Genomic DNA, 25,417 nt, shown 5'->3' with positions numbered 1-25,417 from the left:
ACGGCCGTCGGGCGCCGTGTCCGGTTCGGCGCTTTCCCGGCGAATCCCGGTTGCCCGTCCGGGGCCGGCCACGCAGCCTGGACCGGATGGACCCGCACCCCGCCCCTGCCGGGCGACCGGCGCCGCTGCCGCGCATCGACGTCGCGCTGGTGCGCCGCCTGGTCGCGGGGCAGTTCCCGCACTGGGCCGACCTGCCGGTCCGCCCGGTGGCGGCGGGCGGCTGGGACAACCGCACCTTCCACCTCGGCGACGAGATGACGGTACGGCTGCCCAGCGCGCCCGGCTACGCCGCGCAGGTGGCCAAGGAGCAGCGCTGGCTGCCGGTGCTCGCCCCCCAGCTGCCGCTGCCCGTGCCGATCCCGCTCGCGCAGGGGGAACCCGCCGAGGGCTACCCGTTCGCGTGGTCGGTGTACCGGTGGATCGAGGGCCGACCGGCCCGGATGGAGCGGATCGCCGACCTGACCGCGTTCGCCACCGGCCTCGCCGGCTTCCTCGCGGCCCTGCACCGGATCGACGCCACGTCCGGTCCGGCCGCCGGAGAGCACAGCGCCTGGCGCGGGGGACCACTTCGGACGTACGACGCCGAAACCCGGGCCGCGATCGCCGCCCTGGGTGACCGGGTTCCGGGTGAGCTGGTCACCGGGATCTGGGAGCTGGCGCTGCGCTGCACCTGGTCCGGCCCACCGGTCTGGTTCCACGGCGACGTCGCCTTCGGCAACCTGCTGGTCCGTGACGGCCGGCTGGCTGCGGTGATCGACTTCGGCTGTTGCGGGGTGGGGGATCCGGCCTGTGACCTGACGGTCGCCTGGACGCTGCTCACCGCCGGCAGCCGGGCCGCGTTCCGCGCCGGGGTCGCCGTCGACGAGGCGACCTGGAACCGGGGCCGCGGCTGGGCGCTGTGGAAGGCGCTGATCACGCTCGACGACACCGACCCGGCTCGCGCGGCGGAGGCCCGGCACACGCTCGCCGCCATCGTCGAGGAGTACGCCGCCCCGGGTCGGTGACGGTCCGGGGAAACGGTGTGGGCCGGTGGCCGCGCCTCGGCGCGGACACCGGCCCACGTGGTGCTCAGACCTGGTCGGCGGCCGGCTCGGGCAGCACCGCACCGGCCTCGGCGCCGGCACCAGCTAGCAGCTTCGCCTGCTGCGGCCAGGTCGCCAGGCTCGGCGCGGCACGCAGCCCGGCGGCCCGGATGGTCTCGCGCAGCGCCGCCTCGTCCAGCTCGGCCAGCTGGCGGTAGGTGCGGATCCCCGCCGCCTGCAACGCGGCGGCCATCTTCGGCCCGACGCCCTGAATCCGGCGGAAGTCGTCCGGCGCCTCGGCGCCCGGCGTGGCCACGACGTCCGCGTCGGCGGTCGCCGGCTCGTCGGACGCGATCGGCGCCTCGTCATCCAGCGCGCGACGGGGAGCGGGGATCACCGGGCTGACCGGCTCCGCGGCCTCGACCGGCGCGACGGGGGCGACGGCCTCAACCGGCGCGGCCTCGGCGTCCACCTCGTGGCCGGTGGCGGTGGTGTCGGAGTCGCTCGGCGCGACGCTGACCGGCTCCACCGTCCGCTCCTCGTCGGCCTCGACGGCGGCGTCGGTCCGGTCGTCGTCCGCGTCGAGCGCGTCGGTGCGGTCGGCCGCCACGTCGGCCCCGGCGGCGTCCAGGTCGACCGAAGCGACGGTGTCCGACGCAGCGGTGTCGTCGTCGGCGGTCAGCGGGGTGTGGCTGGCGGCCAGGGACGCGGCGGCGGGCGGAGCGTCGAGGTCGTGCGGGGTGGGCGCGTCGAGCACGGCGGCGGGCGCCGGCGAGACGTCGACGGTGGCCGCCGGCTGGGGCGTGTCGACGGTGGCGGTCACCGTGGCGGCGGCCTTCTCCTCCTCGGAGAGCCCGACGACCGGGTCACCCTCCACCATGGGCTCCGGCCGCTCGGCGGTCGCCGCGGCCTGCCGGCCGCGGGCCACCCAGCCCCCGGCTCCGCCCAGCACCAGGGCCAGGATCACGATCAGCCACTGCCCGAAAGTCGACGGCACGGCAAACCTCCCTCTTGCATATGTCGGTGAAAGTCACGAAGAAAACTCGCCGGCAGCTTCGCACACGCGTATGGCGGACGACAGGGAGGATGGGTCATCGCGACGCAGGTGGGATGCACGGTGTCGGCGGGTGGCGGCGGGATGACCGACGGTACGGAAAGCGGGTGGACCCGGCCGGGCCGCGACGAGGTGCCGTCGTCCGACCCGGCCGGGCGGTTCGGTCCTCTTCGGCGTCCGCCCGTTCACCCGGCCGGGCGCGGCGCCGGGACGTCGGCGGCGTCCCAGCGGTAGAAGCAGCAGGCGATCGCGTCCCGGGGGGAATGCCAGGTCGGCAGGTACGGGGAGGTGTGCGCCGAGAGCCGCTCGTTGACCTGGAGATACAGCGGGTGGTTGCGGGCGCCGGCCAGCGCGTCCGGGTCCACGTCCTCCGTCTCCATCAGGTGGACGCACAGGTCGTGCAGGCAGTACAGGGACCGGTGTCGGACGCCGGTCAGGGCGGGCAGTTCGGTGGCGTCGGATTCGGCGAAGATCTGCGCCACCCGGCCCTCCGAGCCCGGGAGGATCCTGCTGACGATCAGTAGACGGCTCATGGGACCCCTCTCGCCGGTGGCGCTCCGTCGAGGTCGGAGCCCACGGACTGCTGTGCGGCCCACCCTGCCGGGGTGGCTGTCACCTGGCCGTCACGCGTGCCGCGCCGATGGTGACGGCGGTCAGCCGCCCTGGGGCGCGACCCGGGCGGCCGGCGGTCGACCGGGCGGGTCGGGTCGCTCCCGGGTGGCGTCGCGGATCGGCGCGAGGGTCTCGTCGAGCAGCGCGGTCATCGCCGCGGAGGGTTCCAGCCGCAGCTCCCGCAGCAGCAGGTCGCGGTAGACGTAGAAGGCGTGCACCGCCTCGAAGGCGTTGCCCTCGGCGAGGTGGATGCGCACCACCAGCCGGTGCGGCGTCTCCCGCAGCGGCTCGGCGGCCATCGCCTCCAACGCGGCCTGCAGCGCCTCCCCGTGCCGGCCGGCCGCCAGGTGGTGGCCGGCCAGGTCCTCCAGCATGTGCAGGCGCAGCTGGCGCAGCCGCTCGCGGTCGGCGAGGACCCAGTCGTCGTACCAGCCGGGGAGCAGGTCGTGCCGGCCGGCGGCGAGCGCGGCGGACGGGTCCTCGCCGTGGCGGACCCGGGCGGCCGTGCCGACCAGCGCGTCGACGTCGACCCGGACGACCGGGTCCAGTCGTACCGTGTCGCCGGCGGTGGTGAAGGGGCAGCACGGGTCCTGGCGCAGCCGCCAGAGGGCGGTGCGCAGGGAGGACAACGCCCGGTCCTCCGGCGCGTCCGGCCAGAGCAGGCCCGCGAGGTGGCTGCGGGTGGCGCCCTGGCGCAGCGCGATCAGCGCGATGACCCGTTGCAGCCCGCGGGGGACCACGATCGGGGTGTCGCCGTGCAGCAGCCGGAAGCCGCCGAGCAGGTGCAGCGAGATGTCCGTGCCGGGTGGGCGCCCGGTCGTCGGCATGGACGAATCAGCGGCCACGGCGGCACCCCCTGGCGGAACGCGCGTCCCGACTCCTCGTGTGTCCCGGTGCGGCGCCCGTGACCGCACTGTCGGGTCGCTGCGCCGTGGCGGTGTCGCCACGGCCACCGGGCTGACCGTGACGAAGATTATCAATTGTGGTCACTCTCGGTCAATGTCGAGGTTTCGTCCGGCGTTCGCCACGCTCAACCATGAAACCCCTTCTGAACTGTGCGCACGCCGTGGTCACCGCCTTGCGTCGCACAGCGGTTACACAGCTTGCGTCAACGCACCGTCACGATGCGGCAGCGCCCTTCGGTGCCGGCTGGTGACGCCGGCGTGACGCCGCCGCGCGCATCGTGTCGGCAGTCGTCCGGCTCGCGGCGCGGTCCACACCGCGCCGGCGGCCGTGGGGGGAGGCCCATCCATGGACCGTTCGCTGATCGTCGCGAAGGTGGTACCCAGCGCCGAGGCGCACGTCGCCGAGATCTTCGCCGAGTCCGACGCGACGGAGCTGCCGCGCCTGGTCGGTGTCCGGCACCGTTCGCTCTACCGGCTGCACGACCTCTACGTGCACCTGTTGGAGACGGAGTCACCGGCGCCGGGCGCGGTCGAAGCGGCCCGGGGGCATCCGGAGTTCGAGCGGGTCAGCGCGCGGCTGCGCCCGTACATCTCGCCGTACCTGCCGACCTGGCGGGAGCCCCGCGACGCGATGGCCCACTGCTTCTACCGCTTCGACGCGGGCGCGCCCGTCGGGCGGCGGCCGTGACCGCCACCGCCCCCCGCGAGGGGGAGCTGTGGTCCCGCTGCGCCGGCTGCGCCTCGCTGCTGTACCGCAAGCGGCTGCGCCGCAACCTGGACGTCTGTCCGGAGTGCGGGGAGCACGCCCGGCTCGCCGCACCCGAGCGGCTGCGCCAGTTGGTGGACCCGGAGTCGTTCACCCCGCTGCCGGACCGGGCGGCCGAGGTGGACCCGATCGACTTCGTCGACGTGCTGTCGTACCCGCACCGGCTCAGCGCGGCCCGGGCCGGCACCGGGCTGGCCGAGGCGGTGGTCTGCGGCACCGCGACCATCGGCCGGCACCCGTGCGCGCTGGCCGTGATGGACTTCCGGTTCCTCGGCGGCAGCCTCGGTGCCGCCGTCGGTGAGCTGATCACGCGGGCGGCGGAGCGGGCGCTGGAGGAGGCTGTCCCACTGGTCCTGGTGACCGCCTCCGGCGGGGCGCGGATGCAGGAGGGTGCGCTGTCGCTGATGCAGATGGCCACGGTCAGCCAGGCGATCGCCGCGCTGCGCGAGGCCGGGTTGCTCACCGTCAGCGTGCTCACCGATCCCACGTACGGGGGAGTGGCGGCCTCGTTCGCCACCAACACCGACGTGGTGCTCGCCGAGAGCGGCGCCCGGATGGGCTTCGCCGGTCCCCGGGTCATCCGCCAGGTCACCGGCCGGGAACTGCCGGAGGGCTTCCAGACCGCGGCCTTCCTGCTGCGGCACGGCCAGGTGGACATGGTGGTGCCCCGGCACGCCCTGCGCGGGCGGCTGGTGGCGTTGCTCGCCGCCGCCCGGGCCGGCCGCCGTCCGGGGTGCCGTCCCGCCGTACCCCGGCAGGAGCCCGCCCCCGCCGCGCGCCCGGCCGCCGTCGCGGATCCGCCGGTGGTCGACGCGGCGCCGGCCGACGCCTGGGAGACGGTACGGCTGGCCCGGCACCCCGGCCGGCCCACCACACTGGACTATCTGGACACCACGTTCGACGGGTTCGTCGAGCTGCACGGCGACCGGCTGGGCGGGGACTGTCCGGCGGTGGTCGGCGGCCTGGCCCGCCTCGACGGTCGGTACCTGATGGTGATCGGCCACCAGAAGGGCCACACCACCGGCGAGCTGGTGGCCCGCAACTTCGGCATGGCCAGCCCCGCCGGGCACCGCAAGGCGCTGCGGCTGATGCGGCTCGCCGCCCGCCTCGGCCTGCCCGTGGTCACCCTGGTGGACACTCCTGGGGCCGACCCGGGCGTGAGCGCGGAGGAGCAGGGCCAGGCGGCGGCGATCGCGGAGAACATCCTCTCCCTCAGCATGCTGCCCACCCCGGTGGTCGCGGTGATCACCGGCGAGGGCGGCAGCGGCGGGGCCCTCGCGCTGGCCGTCGCCGACCGGGTGCTGATGCTCCAGCACGCCGTCTACTCGGTGATCAGCCCGGAGGGCTGCGCGGCCATCCTCTGGCCGGACCGGGGGGCCGCTCCGCAGGCCGCCCGCGCGCTGCGCCTCACCGCCCCCGACCTGTGCCGGCTCGGCGTCGTCGACGACCTCGTCCCCGAGCCGGTCCCGGCGGCGCACCACGACCCGGAAGCGGCCGCCCGCGCGCTGCGGGAGGCGGTGCTGGCGCACCTGCTGCCGCTGCTCGACGTGCCGCCCGCCACCCTGGTGCGCCGCCGTCGCCAGCGCTTCCGGCGCTTCGGCGCGGCCCGTGCCGGCGCCCGGGCGGGTGCCCGGTGAGCGCCGGGACGGTCCCGGCCGGCGCACCGTCGGCCGCCGACGGCGCGGAGGCGGCGCACGAGGTGGACGCCGTGCTGGCCGGCCTGCGCCGGCACGCCCGGCAGCTCGTCGCCGAGGTCGCCGGCCCGGTACGCCGGGTGCGGCTGCGCAGCGGCGACACGGTGCTGGAGGTGGAGTGGCACGACGCCGCTGCGGCGGGGCAGGGGGTCGCGGTGACGGAGACCGGCCGCGCCCCCGACGCCCCAGCGGTGGCCCCCGTCGCCCCGCCGCCGGCCCCCCGGCCCGCCCCGCCGGCCGGCCGGATCGAGGTGCGCTCGCCGATGGTCGGCACCTTCTACCGGGCGCCCGAGCCGGGCGCCGCGCCCTTCGTCACCGTCGGTGACCTGGTCCGGCCCGGGCAGGTGGTCGGGATCGTCGAGGCGATGAAGCTGATGAACGAGGTGACCGCCGAGCGGGCCGGCCGGGTGGCCGAGGTCCTGGTCGACGACGGTCGACCGGTGGAGTACGACCAGCCGCTGGTCGCGCTGGACCCGGTCTGAGGTGGTGGGGATGTTCGAGAAGGTGCTCATCGCCAACCGGGGTGAGATCGCGCTGCGGGTGCTGCGCGCCTGCCGGGAGCTGGGCGTGCGGACGGCGGTGGTCTACTCCACCGCGGACGCCGACTCGGCCCCGGTCCGGCTGGCCGACGAGGCGGTCCTGATCGGACCGGCGGCGAGCCGGCGCAGCTACCTCAACGCCGCGGCCATCGTGGAGGCCGCCCGCCTGGTCGGGGCGCAGGCCGTGCACCCCGGCTACGGGTTCCTCTCCGAGGACGCCGACTTCGCCGAGATCTGCGCCGACAACGGGCTGGTCTTCATCGGCCCGCCGCCGCAGGTGATGGCCGCGCTCGGCGACAAGTCCTCGGCCCGGGCGCTGATGAGCCGGGCGGGGCTGCCGTTGCCGCCGGGCAGCGTCAGCCCGGTGCCGACCGCCGAACGGGCGGCCGAGGTCGCCGCCGAGGTGGGCTACCCGGTGATCGTGAAGGCGGCGGCCGGCGGCGGCGGCCGGGGGATGACCGTGGTCCGGTGCCCGGCCGAGCTGCCCCGGGCGTACGCCCGGACCCGCGCGGCGGCGCAGGCCGCCTTCGGCGACGACCGGGTGTACGTCGAGCGCTACCTGACCGAGGCCCGGCACGTCGAGGTGCAACTGCTCTGCGACGGGCACGGCAACGGCGTGCACCTGGGCACCCGGGACTGCTCGGTGCAGCGGCGGCACCAGAAGCTGGTGGAGGAGGCCCCCGCGCCGGCGCTGTCCGCCCGGACGCTGGAGACGATCGCGGAGACCGCCCTGCGCGGCGCGCTCGAGGTCGGTTTCACCGGCGCCGGCACGATGGAGTTCCTGGTGGACGCCGAGGAGGCGTTCCACTTCCTGGAGATCAACTGCCGGATCCAGGTCGAACACCCGGTCACCGAGATGATCACCGGCATCGACCTGGTCCACGAGCAGCTGCACATCGCCGCCGGGTTGCCGTTGCGGCTGCGGCAGGAGGACGTCCGGCCGCACGGGGTGGCGGTGGAGTGCCGGGTCAACGTCGAGGACCCCGACCGCGACTTCGCCCCCACCCCGGGCCGGCTGGAGCGCTTCCTGCCGCCCGGCGGCCCGTTCACCCGGGTCGACACCCACGGGCACCCCGGCTACCTGGTCGGGCCGTACTACGACTCCTTGCTGGCCAAGGTGGCGGTCTGGGCGCCGGACCGGGAGCTGGCGTTGAACCGGCTGGAACGCGCCCTGGAGGAGTTCGACATCGCCGGGCCGGGAGTGCGCACCACCATCCCGTTCGTCCGGCGGGTGCTCGACGACCCCGCCTTCCGCAAGGGCCGCTACACCACCTCCCTGGTCGACCGCCTGCTCGCCGAACGGCACCCGGCCGGGACCACCCCACCACCGCCCACGGTCGCCGTTCCGCCCGAGGCTTGCCCGCCAGCGGCATCGTCGGCCGGAGCCGGCGCGCCGCGGTCCGAGGCCGGCGCACCGGCGGCACCGGCCGCGCCACCACCCCCGGCGCACCCCGCCACGCGTCCCGCCGTCGTCGGGGCCGCGCTCCCGGCCCGACCCGGCGGGACCGTACCCGGACCCCGCCCTACCGCCCGTCCGGTCGCCGCCACCGCGGCACCGGCCACCGACCAGTCCTGACCGCTTCCGAGGAGGACCCCGATGACCGTCACCCACGGCCAGCCGCTCACCACCGAGATCACCGACATCCTGGTGGCGCACTGCGGCCTGGACGCCGACGCGGCCGCCCGCGCCCCCGCCGCCTCACTGGAGGAGCTGGGCATGGACTCGCTGGCCCTGCTGGAACTCTCCGCCGTGGTGGCCGACCGGTGGCGGGTGCAGATCCCCGAGCAGGCCGGGCAGCTCAGCATCCCCGCCGTCGCCGACCTGGTCGCCCGCCGCGCCCAGCCACCCGGCCACACCGAGAACAGCATCGTCATCGCCGCGCCCCTGCCGCTGGTCTGGGAGATCACCAACGACGTGGCGCACTGGACCGACCTGTTCACCGAGTACGCCGCGGTGGAGATCCTGCACCAAGAGGGCGACACCGTCCGCTTCCGGCTCACCATGCACCCGGACGAGAACGGGATCGCCTGGAGCTGGGTCAGCGAACGCACCACCGATCCGGCCAGCCGCCAGGTGCGGGCGCACCGGGTGGAGACCGGGCCGTTCGAGTACATGCGGATCCACTGGCGCTACACCGAGGAACCCGAGGGCGTCCGGATGACCTGGGTGCAGGACTTCGCGATGAAGCCGACCGCGCCGGTGGACAACGCCGGCATGACCGCCCGGATCAACGCCAACAGCCGGGTGCAGCTGGCCGTCATCAAGGAGCGGATCGAGCGGGCGTACGCGGGAGGCGACGATGAGTGAGATCACCACCGGACTGGTCGCCGCCCGCGACGTGACCGCCGACCGGCGCCGCGGCGGGGAACTGCGGGTGCTGCTCGGCCCGAAGACCGTCGGCAGCACGTCGGGCTTCATGGGGGTGGCGGCGCTCGCCTCCGGGGAACGGATCGCCGAGCACTACCACCCCTACAGCGAGGAGTTCCTGTACGTCGCGCGGGGTGCCATCACCGTCGACCTGGACGACGAGCCGGTGGAGCTGGCGGCCGGCGAGGCGCTGTTCGTGCCCCGCAACGTCCGGCACCGGCTGCGCAACACCGGCGACGAGCCCGCCGAGGTGGTCTTCCACCTCGGCCCCCTCGCGCCCCGTCCGGAACTCGGCCACGTCGACACCGAACTGGTCGAGCAGCGGGGCGCGTCGTGACCGGGCGCCGCACGGTCGTCACCGGCGTCGGGGTGGTCGCGCCGGGCGGCGCCACCCGGGACAGGTTCTGGAAGACCATCACCGAGGGGCGGACGGCGACCCGGCGGATCAGCTTCTTCGACCCGTCGCCGTTCCGCTCCCAGATCGCCGCCGAGTGCGACTTCGACGCCGACGCCGCCGGGCTCACCCTCGCCGAGCGGCAGCGCGCCGACCGGTACGTGCAGTTCGCCCTGGCCTGCTCCGCCGAGGCCCTGGCCGACAGCGGCCTGGACCTCACCGACGCCGACCGGCAGGTGACCGGGGTGGTGCTCGGCAGCGCCGTCGGCGGCACCATGGCCCTGGAACAGGAGTACGTCCGGGTCAGCGACTCCGGCCGGCACTGGCTGGTCGACCACGCCCTCGGCGGGCCGTACCTCTACCAGGCCCTGGTGCCGAGCAGCCTGGCCGCCGACGTGGCCTGCCGGCACGGGCTGCACGGCCCCGCCCAGGTGATCTCCACCGGCTGCACCTCCGGCATCGACGCCATCGGGTACGCCCACCAGCTGATCGTCGACGGCGAGGCCGACGTGGTGCTCGCCGGTGCCGCCGACTCGCCCATCTCCCCGGTCACCGTCGCCTCGTTCGACGCGATCAAGGCGACCAGCCCGGACAACGACGACCCGGCGCACGCCTCCCGGCCGTTCGACGCCGACCGGCACGGCTTCGTCCTCGCCGAGGGCGCCGCGGTGCTGGTGCTGGAGGAGTGGGAACACGCCCGCCGGCGCGGCGCGCACGTCTACTGCGAACTGGCCGGGTATGCCAGCCGCAGCAACGGCTTCCACATGACCGGGCTGCGGCCCGACGGGGTCGAGATGGCGCTGGCCATCAGCGACACGCTGTGGCAGGCGCGGCTGTCCCCGTCGGACGTCTCCTACATCAGCGCGCACGGCTCCGGCACCCGGCAGAACGACCGGCACGAGACGGCGGCGTTCAAGCGGGCGCTCGGCGAGGCTGCGTACCGGGTGCCGGTCAGCTCGATCAAGAGTATGGTCGGGCACTCGCTCGGCGCGATCGGCTCGATCGAGATGGCCGCCTGCGCCCTGGCGATCGAGTACGGCGTGGTGCCGCCCACCGCCAACTGGGCCACCCGGGACCCGGAGTGCGACCTGGACTACGTGCCCAACGTGGCCCGGGAGACGCCGGTGGACGTGGCGCTCTCGGTGGGTAGCGGCTTCGGCGGCTTCCAGTCGGCGATGCTCTTCCGCCGGCTGGCGGTGGCGGCGTGACCGGCCCGGGCGGGGTGAGCGCCCGGGCGGTGGTCACCGGCATCGGGGTGGTGGCGCCCAGCGGCATCGGCGTCGACGCGCACTGGCGCACGGTGCGCGACGGCATCCGGCGCACCGGCCCGATCACCCTGTTCGACCCGGCGAGCTACCCGACCCGGGTCGCCGGCGAGGTCGCCGACTTCGACGCGGCGGCGTACGCCGACAACCGGCAGCTGGTGCAGACCGACCGGTGGACCCACCTCGGCTTCGCCGCCACCCGGCTGGCGCTGGCCGACGCCGGCCTGCCCGAGCGGGCCCCCGATCCGTACGGGTGGGCGGTCACCCTGGCCAGCTCGTCGGGGGGCAACCTGTTCGGGCAGCGGGAGCTGCAACGGCTCTGGGGCGGGTCGACCCGCACCGTCGGGGCGTACCAGTCGATCGCCTGGTTCTACGCCGCCAGCGTCGGGCAGCTCTCCATCCACCACCAGTTCAAGGGACCGTGCGGGGTGCTGGTCGCCGAGACCGCCGGCGGCCTGGACAGCCTCGCCCACGCGGTGCGCACCGTGCGCCGGGGCACCCCGGTGGTGATCGCCGGGGCGACCGAGTGCCCGCTGAGCCCGTACGCGCTGGCCTGCCAGCTCCGCTCCGGGCTGCTCAGCGACGGCGCCGACCCGGAGGCGTACCGGCCGTTCGACCGCTCGGCCGGTGGGTACGTGCCCTCCGAGGGCGGGGCGGTCTTCGTGGTGGAGGAGCTGGGCCACGCGCTGGCCCGGGGTGCCCGGATCTACGGCGAGGTCAGCGGGTGGGCGGCCACCCACGACGCCGCGCACACCGGCCCCGACACCGCCGGCGACCCGGACCAGTACGCCCGGGCGATGCGGCTGGCCCTGGACCGGGCCGGCGTCACCGCCGACGAGGTGGACGTGGTGCTGCCCGACGCGCTGGGGGTGCCCCGCTACGACCGCGGCGAGGCCGAGGCGCTGCGCGCCGTCTTCGGCGACCGGCCGCCGCCGGTAACCACCCAGAAGCCGCTGACCGGCCGGGCCCACCAGGGCGGGTCGGCGCTGGACGTGGCCACCGCGCTGCTCGCCTTCCGGCACGACGAGCTGCCCGCGTCGGCCGGGCCCCGGGAGCCGGCGCCCGGCTGCGAGCTGGACTTCCTGCGTATGCCCCGGCAGCCGCGCCACCGGGTCGCCCTGGTGGGCGCGCGCGGCTTCGACGGGTTCAACAGCGCGCTGGTGCTGCGCGGGGCGCCACCGGCGCCGAGAGAGTCGGGGGAGTAGGGCACCAGGGCCGCGCCCCGAGGTGACCCGCCGCCGACCGGGATGGCGGAGGATCGCGGGCATGGCGTACCTGTTCCTGCTGCTCGCGATCTCCGCCGAGGTGTTCGGCACCAGCCTGCTCAAGGCCACCGACGGATTCACCCGGCTCTGGCCGACGCTCGGCCTCGCCGGGTCGTACCTGGCGGCGTTCCTGCTGCTCGCCTTGGCGGTGCGGGACATCCCGGTCGGGGTGGCGTACGCCGTGTGGTCCGGGCTCGGCACCGCGGCGATCGTGGCCATCGGCGCGGTCTTCCTCGGCGAGCCGCTGAGCGTGACCAAGGTGGTCGGCGTCGGCCTGGTCATCGCCGGGGTGGTGGTGCTCAACCTCGGCGGCGCGCACTGAGGACGGTGCCGTCGATCGCGGATCTGGATCAGGTGAACCTCGGCGGAGCAGGCCGGTGAAAGGCCGCGGCACTAGGCTCGAGGCCATGCAGGACGCCGCCCTCCACGGCGCCCAGGTGCCCTCCCGCGACGCGATCCTCGACGCCGCCACGGCACTGATGGCGCGGCTCGGCTACGCCGGTACCTCCATCTCGAAGATCTCCGCCGCCTCCGGGGCACCGGTCAGCTCGATCTACTGGCACTTCGGCAGCAAGGACGGGATCTACCTCGCCGTGCTCCGCCGTGCCCGCCAGCACCTCGTCGGCTCGCTCCCGGGGGCCCGGCCGCCCGGCGACACGGTGGGGGAGCGGCTCACCGCGTTCCTCGACGGCGCCAGCGCCGCGTTCGAGCATCATCCACACGACCTACGGCTGCTGCTCGGTCTCGGCATGCTCGAGGAGGGCATGGGTGCCGCGGCCATCGCGGAGCTGCGGCAGTACCGGTTGGCCCTGCGGCAGTGGGCCATCGATTCGCTCGGCCACGTCTTCGGCCTCGCCGACCGCCCGGCCGTCGCCGACGAACTCGCCCGCTTCATGCTGAGCGTGGTCGGCGGGACCGCGATGGCGCGCTGGTTCGACGGTCCGGTGACGCCGCTGCCCGTACAACAGCTGTGCGTCGCCCTGCTGGCGCTCGCCCGCCATCACGGGCTGCCGGTGGACGAGGATCGGGCGTAGGCAGGCAGGACTTCCGGCTCGCCGTCCTCGCCTCCCAGCGCCTCCCGCCCGTCGTCACCTGGTCCCGCATGACGTCGAGCCCTGGGCCCCAGCGGTTCCCTCCGCCGTGTCGGCACCTCGCCATCCATTGACATCAATCGTTGTGGTGGCCATCCTGGCAGAAGGCAGTTACCGAACGGTTAGTAGCCATGTATGTCCGTATATGGGCCGTTCGGGTGGAGCCATCCAAAGGAGGACATGGTGTCTGTGCGTAGGCTGACATTGACAGTGGCTCTCGCGGTCGCCGTCGCCGGTACCGCGGTCGTCGACATCCCGGTGGCGAGCGCCGGGGACAGTCGCGAGCAGCAGGTCGGCGCGACTGAGACGAGGACCATCCGGTACGGCCCGTGGACTCTTCCCGCCGCCACCGGCCACACCCACGACGAGATGGGCACCACCGGGAACCGACTGACCCTCGACATCGCCAAGCCGTGCGTGCAGTGCATGGTGACGGCGATCAAGCCGAACCTGGTGTACGAGGACGGCCGGAACGCGAACGTCAACACCGGTCCGATGCTGCACCACGCGGTCATCGGCCAGCTCGGCGAGCCGGACCTGGTGTGCCGTCTCGGCGGACTGGGTCCGAAGCGCGTGTTCTCGACGGGCAACGAACGGACCCCGGTGACGTTGCCCGCCGGCTACGGCATGCGGATCGACTCGGGCGACCGCTGGAGCATGGTGTACGACCTGATGAACCATGCCCACGAGAAGAAGAGCGTCTACATCTCCCTTGAGTACACCTATGTCACCGGCGAGGCCGCGCGGCGACTGACGCCGGTCACCCCGATGTGGTTGGACGTGGTCAGCTGCCTCAACCCCACCTTCGACGTCCCCGCCGGCAGTGTCACCCGAACCTCACGGTGGACGTCGACGGTGAACGGTCGGATCGTCTACATGAAGGGTCACCTGCACCACGGCGGCAGGACCATCACGACCACCAACGTCACCACGGGTCAACGAATATGCGCGGTCACCGTGGTGTCAGGTGGCTCACCGGAGTTCATCGACCCCCACGGCAACCCGGAGATCTCCAGCGCCCCACCCTGCGCCGGCTCTCCGATCACGACCATCCACCGGGGTGATGTCCTGGAGGTCGCGGCCCACTACGTCGCCGACCATCCCCACGAGAACGTCATGGGCATCATGACCGGCTGGATCGCGAAGGGCTGACGGCGCGATCGACCGACCTCGGGTGGGCGGGCCGGCGCGGTACACGGCCCGCCCATGCCCCTCCGGCGTCAGCCACCAACCCTTGCCCTGTACGACGGTTCCGACCTGCGGAGAGTGCCATGTCAGCTCTGGATGGGAGCGCCCCCGCCACCCGGTTGCGCCGCTCCCGGCCCTGGCGCCGGACCACGTGGGGTCTCCTGGCGCTGGCGCTGTTGGTTGTCTGGGCGGCGGTGTTCCTTGTCGCCCCGCACCTGCGCACGAGTGCGAGCGTTCGGCAGGTCGCGCTCTTCGTCCACCTCGCCGCGCTGGTGCTGGGCTTCGGCGCGGTGTTGACGCTGGACTGGTTCGCTCTGATGTGGCTGCTACGACGCCGGGAGCTGGCGACCGTCGTGCAGGTCGCGTACGGCGTCCACACGCCGGTCTGGCTCGGCCTGGGCGGCCTGACGGCCAGCGGTGTGGTTCTCGCCCCCGACACGTCCGCACCGTGGACCGTCGTCAAACTGGTCGCGGTGTTGGCCGTGGCGATCAATGGTCTCTTCGCGCGGCAGGTGCAGGAGCGGTTGGCGGAACTGAACGGAAACGATCCACCGCGCGGGGTCCTGCTGACGGCGACCCTGGTCATGGTGATCTCCCAGGCCGGCTGGTGGACCGCCACCGCCGTCGGATTTCTCAACGCTCAGCGGTGAAGGGTGAGTTGCCGGAGGCGGCGGCGGTGGTGCTACACCTGGTGCAGGAAGAGCAGGCCGAAGGCGGCGGCGAGCGCGGCGCACCCGGTGACGGTGATGGTGCGGAGTCGTGCGGGCAGGTCGCCGTCCCAGCCCTCGACCGCCCCGGAGGCGCGGCGGATGAGCGGGGTGGCGGCGCGTCCCGCGCCGAAACCGATGCCGGCGAGTGCGGCGAGCTCCAGGCGCTGACCGGCGAGGAGGACCGCGACCGCGAGCACGTACGGGGCGGTGGCGGACAGGTACGTCCGCACGCCGGTGCCGAGTTCGAATCCGAATCGCAGCGCTCCGCGCCGCGGGCTGGGCCGCAGCACGTCCTGCGGCACCTGACGGGCATTCTGCGGCAGGGGGATGCTCACCACCTTGGCGTCCCGGAGCACTCCCAGCAGCGCCACCGCCACGACGGCCGCATACCGCCAGGACACCGGCAGCGGCGCCGACAGCCCGGAGAGCGCCCCGAGGACCACCCCGCTGAGCAGGCCACCGGCGAGCAGCCCCAGGACGAACAGGGTGAGGAGCTTCCCCTGCGGATGCCGATCTCGCCGCCCGGGCGAGGCTAGCGCGTACGCGCTGTTGCGGGTTCAAACCGAGCCGGAGAGCGTGTAGCCGGCCAGCCCGCCGAGCACCGCCCAGGTGAGCACGTGCCCGGAGGTGGCGGCGAGCATCGCGCCGGCGGTGAGCAGCAGGACGGGTACGAGCGGGTCGGTGGCCCAGCGGCGCAGCCGCCGAACGGGTCGTACGGGTGGCGGCTGACCCGTCATACGGCGCCGCCGGTGAGCGTACGCCAGGTGCTCTGTCCCACGACGCCGTTGACCTCGAGCCCGTTCTGCCGCTGGAAGTCGCGTACCGCGGATTCCGTCCCCGATCCGAAGACCCCGTCGACAGCCAGCCCGTACGCGTGCTTGTTGAGTTGCCGCTGCACGCCACGCACGACGTGTCCGGCGTACGGATGGTGCACGGTGGCCCCGCGGATGGGCATCCGCGGCCGGGGGTCGACCACCCGGCTCACCGTGATTCCGCCGGTGGACACGGTGGCCACGAGGACGGGCCAGGTCTGGGCGTCGACGACGCCGGTCGCCGGGATTCCCCTGGCCGACTGGAACTGCTTCACCCTGGTCTCGGTACTGCTGCCGAAGCTGCCGTCCACCGTGGTGGAGTAGTGCCACGCGGTCAGCAGGTGCTGCACCGTGTAGACGTTCGGGCCGGCCTGGCCACGCCTGGTGGTGGGCCAGCTGACCGAGGTGAGGCACCCGCAGTCGGTGTTCCAGCGGCAGATCGACCGCACCCAGCCCGAGCTGGTCTGCCGGTACCCGTCGTGGCAGCGGCGCTCCACCGAGCAGGCGCACGCGCCGCACGCGCCCTGGTAGCGCCACAGCCAGCCGTCGTACGTGCCGGCGTAGCACTGGTTCGGCCGCAGGATCCAGGTCGTGCCGTCGTTCTTGTGGAAGCCCGTGTTCGTCCCGCTGGTGTTGCAGGCGGCGGCGAAGATCGGGCTCGGACCGCAGCCGGGGGAACAGTTGTGGTCGCTGGCGTAGCTCGGGCAGCTGCCGTAGATGTCGTATCCGTCGGCGTAGGCGCGGCGTGCCGCCGGGAAGATGCTCAGCGCGGCCATCCCCAGCGCGGTGCCGGCCTGCAGCAGCGTGCGGCGGGACAACGCCCAGGACATGGTCAGACCACTCCTGGTCCGGCTCGCCGACGGCCGCCGCCGGGACGCGGTGCCGGTACCCGGGTCCGTTCCCCGCAGCGCGGGCACCGCGTCGAGGGTGGTCATCGCGTGCCTCCCCGTCGGATCGAGTGGACGGTGTCGTCGCCGGACAGGTTGTCGACCTCGTCGAGCAGGTGGCGCAGCGCCACCCCGGAGCCGACGGGCTCGGACCGTCGGATCCGGCCGGTCGCGTCGATCACGACCGCGAACGGGGTGGCGATCGCGTCGTACCGGTCGAACAGGTCCGCCTGCTCGCCGAGGACGGTCATCGGCAGGTCCGCCGCTCGTGGCGGGACGGTGTCGCGGTAGAGGACCCGAAGCACGACGTCGGTCCGTCGGACGTGTTCGGCGGCCGCGTCGAGCAGCTGGTCGCAGGTCGTGCAGCCGGGATCCAGAAAGAGCAGGACCAGGGTGGCCGGGGACGGCGGCGCCAGGTCGCGGAACCGGGGCGCCGGCGAGCCGGGCCGCAGGCCGACGGACCCGGGGCGGCCGACGGTGCCGGTGGACAGGGCGTGCACCTGACGTACCAGGCCGGACACCACGAGGGCCAGCAGCAGGATCGCGATCCAGCTCAGGATCAGCGCGCTCGTCTGGAAACTCATCCGGGTACGCCTCCTCGGGTCACCCCGGCCGCCGGCCGGTCCGGGGTCGGGTCGTGCATGGCGGCGGGCAGGTGCGCCAGGAGCGCGGTGAACGTCGCCGCGGCGAGCAGGACGATGGTGAGTGAGGCGCCGGCTCGGCCCACCGGCACGACCGCGCCGGAGAGAAGTGATCCGAGCAGAGCCAGGCCGGCGAGCGTGGACGCGCGCGCCACCACCCAGCCGGTCATCGGCACTTCGACCCGTGAGCACCCGCAGGGGACGGCCCGCCCGGTCGACCGGACGTACCAGCCGTAACCCGCGTATGTGGCGAGCAGTGCGACGCTGCCGGCCAGGACCACGCCCAGCAGCCGGCCACCGTCGTCGCGGAGCAGGGCGACGACTCCGGCCACGCCGAGCAGGCCCTCGGCCGCGATGACCACCGCCGCGACGGTGGACGGCGCGGGAACCACCCGGTGGGCGGCCAGCGCTGTCGACAGCGCCGCCGGCTTCGAGAGGTGCTCACCGCAGGCGAGGAGCAGGGTGAGCAGCACGGTGTACGCCGCGACGCTGGCCACCAGAGCGGACACGACGACCTACTCGGCCGACTGGACGCGTAGCCGGCCCACCAGGTCCGGTACCCGGTCGAGCACCGTGTCGGCCAGTGGCAGCACAGTCACCCAGGTGTCCGAGGCGGCGAGCACGAAGTAGGGCCTGCCGTCCGAGAGGGTGTCCCGGAAGAGTTCTCCCGCCTGGGTCCGCAACCCTCGCCACGACGGCAACTGTCGCGTGCGCTCCGCGGTGAGCGGCGTCATGTCCAGCAGGCCGAGCCCGGGCACCTGCTTGATCACGGTCGCCGGCACCGCGAACCGGCTGCCGGCCCTGGTGTCGGGGCGCACGATGACGCCGTCGTCGTGCTCCGTGATCCGCAGTGTCCGCAGCATCGCGAGCAGCTGCGTGGTCGAGGCGCCGTACAACTGGGTGACGAAGCAGTATCGGCGCCCTCGCCACGCCGCCACCAGCCGGTCCTCGGTCAGCCGGATCTGCGCGTCGTACGACCGGGCGCGCGCCGTCAACAGGGTGCCGCCCTGATAGGTCAGCTTCTCGTCGAAGTCGTCGACGCCGAGCGCCTGTGCCACTTCGTCGGCCAGGCCGACCGAGCCGGCCGTGAACTCGTGCCGCCGGCCGGCGATGGTCAGCTCGACCACCGAGGTGAACGGCGCGCTGAAATCGAGTGGGCCGCTGAGCCGGAACCGCCGGCCGTCCATGGCGCGGTGTGCGACAGATGCCGCCGCGGCTACCATCCCCACCACCTCCCCCCGTGGGTACGGCATGTGGTGGCCTCACATCATCCGCGCCACAACTATCTCTGACAAGCCCAATGTGCCTGCTCGTGTCACCGCACCCCGGCAATCATTCATGCCGGCTCTCACTGGCTGTCGTCATGTGCTCATCAATTCCACGCGGGATCCGGCAGGGACCCCTTCCAACAGCGTCCATCGATTTTTGCGCGTTACGCGGCCACGTCCGGTCCGACCCCGGGTGAACAACCGCGCCGGCAGCCTGGATCCGACCCGGCACCCGCGAGAAACATGTGCAGTCATCGATCGGCCGACCCGGCCGTCCAGCCCTCCCCGGGAGGAACGCGTGGAACTCACTCGACGTGGCGTGATGTCCGCCGTCACCGTCGCCCTGCTCACCGGCGCCGTCGCCGCGGCACCGGCGCACGCCGCCCCGGCACCCCTGTCCGCCGACCGGGCCGCCACCCTCACGGCCGCGCTCGGCGCCGACCGCACCGCCGGCTCCTACGTCGACGCCTCCGGGCGTACCGTCGTCGCCGTGACCGACGCGCGGGCCGCCGCCACGGTCCGGGCCGCCGGCGGGCAGGCCCGCCTGGTCACCCGCAGCACCGCCGCGCTGGAGCGCGCGCAGTCCCGGGTGGACCTCGGCGTCACCGGCACCGCGACGTACGTCGACCCGGTGACCAACCAGGTCGTGGTCGGCGTGGACAGCACGGTCAGCGCCGCCGACCGGGCCCGCATCGGGGCCGCCGTGGCCGCCTCCGGCGGCAGCGCGCGCACGACCGACCTGGCCGGGACGCTGAGCATGCGGATCTCCGGCGGCGACGCCATCTACGGCGGCGGCTACCGCTGCTCGCTCGGCTTCAACGTGCGCAGCGGCAGCACCTACTACTTCCTCACCGCCGGGCACTGCACCAACCTGTCGGCGAGCTGGTACGCCAACTCGGCGCTGAGCACCAAGCTCGGCGACCGGACCGGAAGCAGCTTCCCCGGCAACGACTACGGCATCGTCCGCTACACCAACACCTCGATCGCCATCGACGGCTCCGTCGGCTCGCAGGACATCACCGCCGCCGGTGACGCGTACGTCGGCCAGTCGGTGACCCGCCGCGGCAGCACCACCGGCACCCACAGCGGCACGGTGACCGGCCTCAACGCCACCGTCCGGTACGCCGAGGGCACCGTGCGCGGCATGATCGCCACCAACGTCTGCGCCGAGCCGGGCGACAGCGGCGGTCCGCTCTACGCCGGCAGCACGGCGCTCGGCCTGACCTCCGGCGGGAGTGGCAACTGCCGCACCGGCGGCCAGACCTTCTTCCAGCCGGTCAAGGAGGCCCTGAGCAAGTACGGCGTCGCCGTCTTCTGACCCCGGCCCAGGTGGCTCCCCGGTGTGCACACCGGGGAGCCACCTCACGTGGCGGACCGGCGTCGCCTGCGGCGTCGGCTGCGGGCCCGGTTGCCCAGCTGCGGCGGGCCGGCCGCGCCGCGCCGCTGCCGTTCCAGACGCCGGCGGGCCCGCTTCGACAGGTTCTCCTCCGGGTCGTCGGGACGGAACACCCCCCAGACGACCCACCCGGCCATACCCAGGAACGCGAGGCCGCCGCCGCCGGCGGTGAGCGGCACCAGGCTCGGGATCCAGGCATCGTCGGAGTTCTGGTCGACGACTCGCGCCGGGACCGGGCCGACCGGGCGTTCCTCCAGGTACGGCTCAATCGTCACCTCGGCGATGCGGAACTCTCCGCCGTCGGCCACGAACTCCCCGGTGCAGGTCCACCCCTCGTTCTTTCCTTCGAACGGGACACACCGGGTGACCCGCACCTGGCCGGGCGACCCGGCGTATTCGGCGAGGGTGGCGCCCACCCCCTGCACGAGCAGCAGTAGGCCGAGCACTCCGAGGAATCCGGCGAACCCGCCGACGATGAGGAACAGCTGCCAATCGAAGCCACCGCGTCGCCGTTGTGCTGGTGTTTCCGCCAGGTCACGCCCCATGCCCGGGGATGGTACGAGTGCCGGTCTACGGTCGGCGTTCTCGTGGCGTACCGGCGGGGTGGCCGCGCCCGGCGCTAATCTCGCCGTGGGGGTGAGGCCGGGTGGTGCAGGTGGCGGTCTGCGGCCCGGCGTCGGCGACGCCGGCCGAGCTGGCCCACGCCCGCCGGGTGGGGGAGCTGCTCGCCGCGTGCGGCGCGACCGTCCTCTGCGGAGGTGGCGGCGGGGTGATGGCCGCGGTCGCCGCCGGCGCCCGGGCCCACCACGGCCTGGTCATCGCGGTACGCCCCGACGACGGCACCGCCCCCGGCCCGGTCGCCGACGCGTCGGCGACGCTGCTGACCAACCTGGGACAGGCCCGCAACGCCGTCCTGGTGTGGAGCGCCGACGCGGTGATCGCGGTGGGCGGCTCCTGGGGCACCCTCAGCGAGGTGGCGCTGGCGATGCGCCGGAGCGGGGTGCCGGTGGTGGTGCTCGGCGGCTGGCGGGTGGTGGACGCCACCGGGGCGCCGGTGTCCGGCCCACGCCACGTCGACACGCCGGAGGAGGCGGTCGGTGTGGCGCTGGCGGACCGGCCCGGCGACGGCGAGTCCGGTCCGGCGCGTCGGGCGTAGCCTCCTCCCATGATCAGGTGTTGTCGGTCGGCGATTCCCCGGCGGCCGTGTCGGTGAGGCGGTGGGCCCGTGGCGCGTGGCCGGTCGCGCTCTGGACCGTCGTCATGGTCGGGCTCTGCGCGGTCGGACTCGGCCCGTCGTTCTCGGGGGCGAGCTGCGCCGAGCGGGAGGCGGCGGTCGCCGCGCCGCTACACACCGACGTCGCGCCGGTCGCCCGGGAGGTGGCACCGCTCGGCGCGATCCTGGAGGTGCACTGGGTGCAGCGGGTCGACGGCGGCCTCTGCGACCTCAGCCCGGGTGCCCTGCGACTGGCCCGCGAGGGTGTCGCCCGGGTCGCCGACGTGGCCGCGTTGACACGACTGACGGCACCGGACGCCGGGGATCCCGTCGCGCCCGACGCGCGGCTGTCGCCGTGGCTGCCGTCCCGCCCCGACTGGTGGTGGGGGCCGGCGCTGGACGCGCGCTTCGACGCGGGGGCGGACGACGCGTCGGCCTGGTACTGGCTGGATCGGGCCAGCGGTGTCGTCTACTTCCGCTCCGACGTGGACCACGACCCCGGCGCCTGACGTCGACGGGTCGTGCCGTCGTCGGCACCGCCCCGGCCCGAGACCCGTCCCGTGCCACCGTTCACGGGGCTGTGGAGGGTCAGCCGTGCGGGCGGACCCAGGACAGGAAACGGTCGGTCAGGTGGGGGCGATTGCCGCTGTCGAGCTGGGCGATGTCGTCCTCGGCCTCGTCCTTCAGCTCCGACAGGTGGTGCCGCAGCCCGTGCCGGTTGTCCGCGTACGCGTCGAGCAGGTCGAGCTTCGCCGAGGCGCACGGCCAGGGATGGGCGTCGACGCGACACAGCCACATCGGCCGCAGGGGAACGTGCCGGGTCGCCTGCTCGATCATGCGATCACCGTGACCCGGTCGACCCGCACGGAGGCGTACCGCTCGCGGGGGTCCACCGACCCGTCCGACCGTACGTCGTGCCCACGCAACTCGGCCCAGCGCTCGCCGCCGTGCGTGGCCTGGCCGATCACCTCCTCGACGCGCATGCGCAACGGGCCCGCACCGAAGGCGTAGTCGGCCTCCGGGACCGTGATGGTGGCTCCAGGCCTCATGGCCGGTCCCAGGACAGCAGCGAGCGGTGCCCCGGGTGTTGCGTTCACCCGGCCGGGCCCTCGGAACGGCGGGACGAGTGGACCGATCGGACCCGGTACGCGTGGCGGTGGCGGTGCTGATGGCCGGCTCGGCTTCTGCTCGGGCTGCGGCTTGTCCTTGGGCACGGTTCTCCCCTGTCTGTCGGCGTTGGAGATGGGGCCACCCCGCCCTCGCCGGGGCGGCCCCGCCACGGACGCGACCGCCGGGTTTCGTCTCCTCCACCGGCCGCGCCGTCCTGGCTTCCACCCTGGACGGCCGCCCCATACGCTCGAAACAGTGACCGCAGGATCGCGGAGCGTGGCGGTCAGTTGGAGGCGGGTGAGGAACCCCGTGGGAGACAGTGGAAGGGCGTGGAAGCCGTGGGAATCTCGCCGTCGGAGTACCTTCTGCGCGAGCTGCGGCGACGGCGGACGGCTGCGGGGCTGACTCAAGCCCAGCTGGGCGAGCGCGTCTTCTGCTCCGACTCCCAGGTGAGCGCGATCGAAACCGGTACGAAGCCGCCCACTCGGCCCTACCTGACAGCGGTCGACGACGCGCTGGGCGCGGACGGCTACTTCGCGACCCTCTGGGATGAGTTGGTCACGGGCGACGCCGCGCCGATCTGGCTACGCGAGTGGATCGAGATCGAGCGCGAGGCGACCGCGTTGCGCTGGTACGAGCACGCTTTCGTGCCCGGCCTCCTGCAGACCGAGGGGTATGCCCGTGCAACGTTCCGGGCGGCACGGGTGCCCACCTCGGAACTCGACCAGCGGGTCGCGGCGCGCATGGAGCGGCAAGCCGTCCTCGCCCGCGAACCCGCCCCGCAGCTGTTCGTGGTCCTGGACGAGATGGTCGTCCGACGGGCATGCGGCGGCGCGGACGTGATGGCCGAGCAGTTGCAGCACCTCATCGCATGCGCCGAACAGCCGCATATCCAGTTGCACATCGTCCCGACGTCGGCTGGCATGTACTCGGGCCTGGCCGGGGCGTTCATCATCGCCGACCTGCCGGACGGGTCTCGGGCCGGCTACGTCGACAACCAGCTTGCGGCGCAGATCGTGGGACAGGCCGAGGAGGTTGCTAGCCTTGGGCTGTCCTGGGACGCGGTCCGGGGCGAGGCCCTCCCGCTCGGCCTGACTCTCGACGTTCTCACGGAAGCGGCAAAGACATGGACATGACCGGTGCCAATTGGCGGAAGTCATCCCGCTCTTCCACCAACGGCGGCGCGTGTGTCGAGGTCGCCGACAACGTGCCCGGCGTCGTCGGGGTGCGGGATTCCAAGGACCCGGCCGGTCCGGCGCTGACCTTCTCGCCGGCCGCCTGGCGGGCGTTCGTCGCCCGGGTGGCCGAGCGGGCCTGACCGACCCCGAGCACGAGAGCGCCGGATCGGGAGATCCATTGGTAGGTTGCCCGCCATGACTGAGCTCGGACCCGTCGCTTGGCCACCTGCCCCGATCAGGACCGAGCGGCTCGTGCTCCGTGAGCCCGAGGCCCGGGACCGTGCGGCGTTCATCGAGTTGCTCGCCTCACCGGAGGTGCATACCTACCTCGGTGGCCCTCGACCGCGTGATGAGCTCGAGCACGGGGTGCCCGAGATATCCGAAGGGCGGCCTGGCCTTTTCGTGATCGATCTCGACGGAGCGATGATCGGCATGGTCAAGCTCGATCGGCACGACGCGGAGAGTCCGGGGCACGTCCGTCCGGATGTCGGGGAGGCCGAGCTCGGCTACCTGTTCCTGCCGGAGGCGTGGGGATGCGGGTACGGCGCCGAGGCGTGCGCAGCGGCACTCGACTGGTTCGCCGACGCGCTTCCCGGCGAGCGGGTGGTGCTGCGCACCCAGACCGCCAACGAGCGCTCGATGCGCCTCGCGGCAAAGCTGGGGTTCACCGAGGTGGAGCGGTACGAGGGCTACGGCGCCGAGCAGTGGTTCGGCGTGTGGTCCTCGGTCACGCCGTCCGGTTGAGCTCGTGCTCGACAGCGCAGCGGATCCACGAGGCCACCGATCGGTCGTCGGCCTCAATCGCGCCATGTGCGTACACCCCGATCGTTGCTGCCCGTCGCGATGGGCCACGTGGCTTGGACAGCACGGGCGTGGCTGATCATTGAGCGGTGATGAACCCTGCCGTGCTGCCGGCCGACCCCGGTGCGTTCTCGTTGGCCGTTCCGCCGCTGTTTGCCGCGCTGGCTCCGGCGCGGAGCATCCTCATCGCCGGAGCGGGCGGGGGGTTCGACGTGTACGCCGGCCTGCCCTTGGCGTTCGCCCTGTGGCGCGGCGGCGCACAGGTGCACCTGGCCAGCCTGTCCTTCTCCCAGCTCGAGTTGATCGACCGGGACGCGTGGGTAGCGAAGGACGTCGCGGCGGTGCAACCGGACACCACCAGCCCGGACTGGTACTTCCCCGAACGGACGCTCGCCCGGTGGCTGGCGGCTCAGGAGCTGCCGTCAACCGTGTACGCCTTTCCGCCGCTCGGTGTCCAGCCGTTACGGGCGGCGTACCGGCACCTGGTCGAACACCTCGACATCGATGCGGTGGTGCTGGTCGATGGTGGCACCGATGTCCTGCTGCGCGGCGACGAAAGCGATCTCGGCACCCCGGTGGAGGACATCACCAGCCTGGCCGCCGTGGCCGCGCTGGACGTACCGGTCAAGCTGGTGACCAGTCTCGGCTTCGGCATCGACGCCTACGACGGCGTCAACCACGTCCAGGTGCTGGAGAACCTCGCCGCGCTCGACCGCGACGGCGGCTACCTCGGTGCCCTGTCCATCCCCGGATCGAGCCGGGAGGCGGCGCTGTACCGCGATGCTGTCGCCGACGCTCAGGCCGCCACCCCGGACCGGCCGAGCATCGTCCAAGGACAGATCGCCGCCGCCACCAGCGGCGCGTTCGGAGACGTCCGGTTCACCCGGCGCACCGACGGCGGCGACCTGTTCATCAACCCGCTGATGGCGATCTACTTCACCGTCGACCTCGACAAACTCGCCGCCCGATGCCTGTACCTCGACCGCATCGAGAACACCATCGGCAGGCGACAGGTCATCACGCGCATCCAAGCGTTCCGCGACGAACTCCTCAGCGCACGCGTCCCCCGCGCGTTTCCCCACTGAACGCCCGCACGGCGGGGCCGGTCTCCGGGCGGCGCGTGCGGACACCGCCGTCTGACGTGGCGGTCTCGGCCCCCGCGGTCAATCGTCGATCGCGCGCCGCGGGACGGCGACCCTCGTGATGGCGAACTGCACCAGTCGACTCGCGAAGGTGCC

Annotated in this window: 31 protein-coding genes and 1 pseudogene; 20 read left to right on the top strand and 12 right to left on the bottom strand. The window is 73.6% G+C overall.

What is annotated here, in order from left to right:
- Positions 1-86: 86 nt before the first annotated feature.
- The gene (locus ACTWM8_RS18015; protein WP_446210042.1) at positions 87-1,004 is read left to right on the top strand and encodes an aminoglycoside phosphotransferase family protein; all 918 of its coding nucleotides are present in this window, start codon (positions 87-89) and stop codon (positions 1,002-1,004) included.
- A 64-nt stretch (positions 1,005-1,068) separates the two neighbouring features.
- Here ACTWM8_RS18015 and ACTWM8_RS18010 read toward each other — a convergent pair whose 3' ends face one another.
- The 3 genes from ACTWM8_RS18010 to ACTWM8_RS18000 form a co-directional block, all read right to left on the bottom strand.
- Positions 1,069-2,019: a helix-hairpin-helix domain-containing protein gene (locus tag ACTWM8_RS18010; protein ID WP_446210041.1), complete on the bottom strand. Its 951-nt coding sequence runs from the start codon at positions 2,017-2,019 to the stop codon at positions 1,069-1,071.
- A 242-nt stretch (positions 2,020-2,261) separates the two neighbouring features.
- The gene (locus ACTWM8_RS18005; RefSeq protein ID WP_446210040.1) at positions 2,262-2,609 is read right to left on the bottom strand and encodes a TcmI family type II polyketide cyclase; all 348 of its coding nucleotides are present in this window, start codon (positions 2,607-2,609) and stop codon (positions 2,262-2,264) included.
- Positions 2,610-2,729: 120 nt separating this feature from the next.
- Positions 2,730-3,533 (bottom strand): AfsR/SARP family transcriptional regulator, encoded by an 804-nt coding sequence (locus ACTWM8_RS18000; protein WP_446210039.1) that lies wholly within the window; start codon positions 3,531-3,533, stop codon positions 2,730-2,732.
- A gap of 406 nt (positions 3,534-3,939) precedes the next feature.
- Here ACTWM8_RS18000 and ACTWM8_RS17995 point away from each other — a divergent pair, with 406 nt between their 5' ends.
- The 12 genes and pseudogenes from ACTWM8_RS17995 to ACTWM8_RS17940 all read left to right on the top strand — a co-directional run bounded on the left by ACTWM8_RS17995 (position 3,940) and on the right by ACTWM8_RS17940 (position 14,813).
- Positions 3,940-4,281, top strand: a complete 342-nt coding sequence (locus ACTWM8_RS17995) for a TcmI family type II polyketide cyclase (protein WP_446210038.1) — start codon at positions 3,940-3,942, stop codon at positions 4,279-4,281.
- A complete protein-coding gene (locus tag ACTWM8_RS17990) occupies positions 4,278-5,996 on the top strand; it encodes an acetyl-CoA carboxylase carboxyltransferase subunit alpha (RefSeq protein WP_446210037.1) in 1,719 nt (572 codons plus the stop codon). Before ACTWM8_RS17995 ends, ACTWM8_RS17990 begins: the two co-directional genes overlap by 4 nt.
- Positions 5,993-6,535, top strand: coding sequence for an acetyl-CoA carboxylase biotin carboxyl carrier protein (accB, locus tag ACTWM8_RS17985; RefSeq protein ID WP_446210036.1), 543 nt, complete (start codon positions 5,993-5,995; stop codon positions 6,533-6,535). Before ACTWM8_RS17990 ends, accB begins: the two co-directional genes overlap by 4 nt.
- A gap of 10 nt (positions 6,536-6,545) precedes the next feature.
- Positions 6,546-7,892 (top strand): annotated as a pseudogene (locus tag ACTWM8_RS17980) (acetyl-CoA carboxylase biotin carboxylase subunit); the annotation flags it as partial.
- A 297-nt stretch (positions 7,893-8,189) separates the two neighbouring features.
- Positions 8,190-8,900, top strand: coding sequence for an SRPBCC family protein (locus ACTWM8_RS17975; protein ID WP_446210035.1), 711 nt, complete (start codon positions 8,190-8,192; stop codon positions 8,898-8,900).
- Complete coding sequence (locus ACTWM8_RS17970; RefSeq protein WP_154936425.1) at positions 8,893-9,297, top strand: cupin domain-containing protein; 405 nt, start codon at positions 8,893-8,895, stop codon at positions 9,295-9,297. Before ACTWM8_RS17975 ends, ACTWM8_RS17970 begins: the two co-directional genes overlap by 8 nt.
- Complete coding sequence (locus ACTWM8_RS17965; RefSeq protein ID WP_446210034.1) at positions 9,294-10,562, top strand: beta-ketoacyl-[acyl-carrier-protein] synthase family protein; 1,269 nt, start codon at positions 9,294-9,296, stop codon at positions 10,560-10,562. Before ACTWM8_RS17970 ends, ACTWM8_RS17965 begins: the two co-directional genes overlap by 4 nt.
- 14 nt (positions 10,563-10,576) lie before the next feature.
- A complete protein-coding gene (locus ACTWM8_RS17960; protein ID WP_446214588.1) occupies positions 10,577-11,824 on the top strand; it encodes a beta-ketoacyl synthase N-terminal-like domain-containing protein in 1,248 nt (415 codons plus the stop codon).
- A 61-nt stretch (positions 11,825-11,885) separates the two neighbouring features.
- Positions 11,886-12,206: a DMT family transporter gene (locus tag ACTWM8_RS17955; protein ID WP_154936427.1), complete on the top strand. Its 321-nt coding sequence runs from the start codon at positions 11,886-11,888 to the stop codon at positions 12,204-12,206.
- Between the two features lie 85 nt (positions 12,207-12,291).
- The gene (locus tag ACTWM8_RS17950) at positions 12,292-12,918 is read left to right on the top strand and encodes a TetR/AcrR family transcriptional regulator (RefSeq protein WP_446210033.1); all 627 of its coding nucleotides are present in this window, start codon (positions 12,292-12,294) and stop codon (positions 12,916-12,918) included.
- 240 nt (positions 12,919-13,158) lie between these two features.
- A complete protein-coding gene (locus ACTWM8_RS17945; RefSeq protein ID WP_446210032.1) occupies positions 13,159-14,127 on the top strand; it encodes a hypothetical protein in 969 nt (322 codons plus the stop codon).
- Positions 14,128-14,246: 119 nt separating this feature from the next.
- The gene (locus tag ACTWM8_RS17940; protein ID WP_446210031.1) at positions 14,247-14,813 is read left to right on the top strand and encodes a hypothetical protein; all 567 of its coding nucleotides are present in this window, start codon (positions 14,247-14,249) and stop codon (positions 14,811-14,813) included.
- Positions 14,814-14,845: 32 nt separating this feature from the next.
- Here the strand turns inward: ACTWM8_RS17940 and ACTWM8_RS17935 are convergent, their stop codons facing one another.
- The 6 genes from ACTWM8_RS17935 to ACTWM8_RS17910 form a co-directional block, all read right to left on the bottom strand.
- Entirely contained in the window at positions 14,846-15,316 is a 471-nt protein-coding gene (locus ACTWM8_RS17935) for a hypothetical protein (protein WP_446210030.1), read from the bottom strand.
- A 114-nt stretch (positions 15,317-15,430) separates the two neighbouring features.
- Positions 15,431-15,610 carry a hypothetical protein gene (locus ACTWM8_RS17930; RefSeq protein WP_446210029.1) on the bottom strand — a complete coding sequence of 60 codons (180 nt, stop codon included), beginning with the start codon at positions 15,608-15,610 and terminating at the stop codon, positions 15,431-15,433.
- Positions 15,607-16,620 (bottom strand): peptidoglycan-binding domain-containing protein, encoded by a 1,014-nt coding sequence (locus tag ACTWM8_RS17925; protein ID WP_446210028.1) that lies wholly within the window; start codon positions 16,618-16,620, stop codon positions 15,607-15,609. The genes ACTWM8_RS17930 and ACTWM8_RS17925 overlap by 4 nt, the downstream gene beginning before the upstream one ends.
- On the bottom strand, positions 16,617-17,156 hold the full coding sequence (locus tag ACTWM8_RS17920) for a hypothetical protein (RefSeq protein ID WP_446210027.1): 540 nt from the start codon (positions 17,154-17,156) through the stop codon (positions 16,617-16,619). Before ACTWM8_RS17920 ends, ACTWM8_RS17925 begins: the two co-directional genes overlap by 4 nt.
- Entirely contained in the window at positions 17,153-17,722 is a 570-nt protein-coding gene (locus tag ACTWM8_RS17915; RefSeq protein WP_446210026.1) for a MauE/DoxX family redox-associated membrane protein, read from the bottom strand. The genes ACTWM8_RS17920 and ACTWM8_RS17915 overlap by 4 nt, the downstream gene beginning before the upstream one ends.
- Before the next feature lie 6 nt (positions 17,723-17,728).
- A complete protein-coding gene (locus ACTWM8_RS17910; RefSeq protein WP_446210025.1) occupies positions 17,729-18,400 on the bottom strand; it encodes a hypothetical protein in 672 nt (223 codons plus the stop codon).
- Between the two features lie 379 nt (positions 18,401-18,779).
- Between ACTWM8_RS17910 and ACTWM8_RS17905 the strand changes: the two genes are divergently transcribed.
- Positions 18,780-19,799 carry a S1 family peptidase gene (locus ACTWM8_RS17905; RefSeq protein ID WP_446210024.1) on the top strand — a complete coding sequence of 340 codons (1,020 nt, stop codon included), beginning with the start codon at positions 18,780-18,782 and terminating at the stop codon, positions 19,797-19,799.
- A gap of 44 nt (positions 19,800-19,843) precedes the next feature.
- Here the strand turns inward: ACTWM8_RS17905 and ACTWM8_RS17900 are convergent, their stop codons facing one another.
- Positions 19,844-20,422, bottom strand: coding sequence for a hypothetical protein (locus tag ACTWM8_RS17900; protein WP_446210023.1), 579 nt, complete (start codon positions 20,420-20,422; stop codon positions 19,844-19,846).
- A gap of 101 nt (positions 20,423-20,523) precedes the next feature.
- On the opposite strand from ACTWM8_RS17900, the gene ACTWM8_RS17895 reads away from it, so the two are divergent.
- Both ACTWM8_RS17895 and ACTWM8_RS17890 read left to right on the top strand, forming a co-directional pair.
- Positions 20,524-21,033 carry an SLOG cluster 4 domain-containing protein gene (locus tag ACTWM8_RS17895; RefSeq protein WP_446210022.1) on the top strand — a complete coding sequence of 170 codons (510 nt, stop codon included), beginning with the start codon at positions 20,524-20,526 and terminating at the stop codon, positions 21,031-21,033.
- Between the two features lie 47 nt (positions 21,034-21,080).
- On the top strand, positions 21,081-21,599 hold the full coding sequence (locus ACTWM8_RS17890; protein ID WP_446210021.1) for a hypothetical protein: 519 nt from the start codon (positions 21,081-21,083) through the stop codon (positions 21,597-21,599).
- 79 nt (positions 21,600-21,678) lie between these two features.
- Here the strand turns inward: ACTWM8_RS17890 and ACTWM8_RS17885 are convergent, their stop codons facing one another.
- Complete coding sequence (locus tag ACTWM8_RS17885) at positions 21,679-21,927, bottom strand: flavin reductase (protein WP_446210020.1); 249 nt, start codon at positions 21,925-21,927, stop codon at positions 21,679-21,681.
- Complete coding sequence (locus ACTWM8_RS17880; protein WP_446210019.1) at positions 21,924-22,139, bottom strand: hypothetical protein; 216 nt, start codon at positions 22,137-22,139, stop codon at positions 21,924-21,926. The genes ACTWM8_RS17885 and ACTWM8_RS17880 overlap by 4 nt, the downstream gene beginning before the upstream one ends.
- A 390-nt stretch (positions 22,140-22,529) precedes the next feature.
- Between ACTWM8_RS17880 and ACTWM8_RS17875 the strand changes: the two genes are divergently transcribed.
- From ACTWM8_RS17875 to ACTWM8_RS17860, 4 genes are all read left to right on the top strand, one after another.
- Positions 22,530-23,336: a helix-turn-helix domain-containing protein gene (locus tag ACTWM8_RS17875; RefSeq protein ID WP_446210018.1), complete on the top strand. Its 807-nt coding sequence runs from the start codon at positions 22,530-22,532 to the stop codon at positions 23,334-23,336.
- The gene (locus ACTWM8_RS17870; RefSeq protein ID WP_446210017.1) at positions 23,327-23,518 is read left to right on the top strand and encodes a DUF397 domain-containing protein; all 192 of its coding nucleotides are present in this window, start codon (positions 23,327-23,329) and stop codon (positions 23,516-23,518) included. Before ACTWM8_RS17875 ends, ACTWM8_RS17870 begins: the two co-directional genes overlap by 10 nt.
- Before the next feature lie 55 nt (positions 23,519-23,573).
- Positions 23,574-24,122: a GNAT family N-acetyltransferase gene (locus tag ACTWM8_RS17865; RefSeq protein WP_446210016.1), complete on the top strand. Its 549-nt coding sequence runs from the start codon at positions 23,574-23,576 to the stop codon at positions 24,120-24,122.
- A 149-nt stretch (positions 24,123-24,271) separates the two neighbouring features.
- The gene (locus ACTWM8_RS17860; RefSeq protein WP_446214587.1) at positions 24,272-25,264 is read left to right on the top strand and encodes a DUF1152 domain-containing protein; all 993 of its coding nucleotides are present in this window, start codon (positions 24,272-24,274) and stop codon (positions 25,262-25,264) included.
- Positions 25,265-25,417 lie beyond the last annotated feature (153 nt).

The sequence above is a fragment of the Micromonospora sp. IBSANI012 genome (assembly GCF_052814045.1).
This window is presented reverse-complemented; position numbering and strand designations above follow the sequence as displayed.

Excerpts from the sequence above, each read along its gene's own strand:
- ACTWM8_RS18015 (WP_446210042.1), top strand. The coding sequence starts at position 87 with ATGGACCCGCACCCCGCCCCTGCCGGGCGACCGGCGCCGCTGCCGCGC.
- ACTWM8_RS18005 (WP_446210040.1), bottom strand. The coding sequence starts at position 2,609 with ATGAGCCGTCTACTGATCGTCAGCAGGATCCTCCCGGGCTCGGAGGGC.
- ACTWM8_RS17995 (WP_446210038.1), top strand. The coding sequence starts at position 3,940 with ATGGACCGTTCGCTGATCGTCGCGAAGGTGGTACCCAGCGCCGAGGCG.
- ACTWM8_RS17975 (WP_446210035.1), top strand. The coding sequence starts at position 8,190 with ATGACCGTCACCCACGGCCAGCCGCTCACCACCGAGATCACCGACATC.
- ACTWM8_RS17970 (WP_154936425.1), top strand. The coding sequence starts at position 8,893 with ATGAGTGAGATCACCACCGGACTGGTCGCCGCCCGCGACGTGACCGCC.
- ACTWM8_RS17955 (WP_154936427.1), top strand. The coding sequence starts at position 11,886 with ATGGCGTACCTGTTCCTGCTGCTCGCGATCTCCGCCGAGGTGTTCGGC.
- ACTWM8_RS17950 (WP_446210033.1), top strand. The coding sequence starts at position 12,292 with ATGCAGGACGCCGCCCTCCACGGCGCCCAGGTGCCCTCCCGCGACGCG.
- ACTWM8_RS17940 (WP_446210031.1), top strand. The coding sequence starts at position 14,247 with ATGTCAGCTCTGGATGGGAGCGCCCCCGCCACCCGGTTGCGCCGCTCC.
- ACTWM8_RS17930 (WP_446210029.1), bottom strand. The coding sequence starts at position 15,610 with ATGACGGGTCAGCCGCCACCCGTACGACCCGTTCGGCGGCTGCGCCGC.
- ACTWM8_RS17925 (WP_446210028.1), bottom strand. The coding sequence starts at position 16,620 with ATGACCACCCTCGACGCGGTGCCCGCGCTGCGGGGAACGGACCCGGGT.
- ACTWM8_RS17920 (WP_446210027.1), bottom strand. The coding sequence starts at position 17,156 with ATGAGTTTCCAGACGAGCGCGCTGATCCTGAGCTGGATCGCGATCCTG.
- ACTWM8_RS17910 (WP_446210025.1), bottom strand. The coding sequence starts at position 18,400 with ATGGACGGCCGGCGGTTCCGGCTCAGCGGCCCACTCGATTTCAGCGCG.
- ACTWM8_RS17900 (WP_446210023.1), bottom strand. The coding sequence starts at position 20,422 with ATGGGGCGTGACCTGGCGGAAACACCAGCACAACGGCGACGCGGTGGC.
- ACTWM8_RS17885 (WP_446210020.1), bottom strand. The coding sequence starts at position 21,927 with ATGATCGAGCAGGCGACCCGGCACGTTCCCCTGCGGCCGATGTGGCTG.
- ACTWM8_RS17880 (WP_446210019.1), bottom strand. The coding sequence starts at position 22,139 with ATGAGGCCTGGAGCCACCATCACGGTCCCGGAGGCCGACTACGCCTTC.
- ACTWM8_RS17870 (WP_446210017.1), top strand. The coding sequence starts at position 23,327 with ATGGACATGACCGGTGCCAATTGGCGGAAGTCATCCCGCTCTTCCACC.
- ACTWM8_RS17865 (WP_446210016.1), top strand. The coding sequence starts at position 23,574 with ATGACTGAGCTCGGACCCGTCGCTTGGCCACCTGCCCCGATCAGGACC.
- ACTWM8_RS17860 (WP_446214587.1), top strand. The coding sequence starts at position 24,272 with ATGAACCCTGCCGTGCTGCCGGCCGACCCCGGTGCGTTCTCGTTGGCC.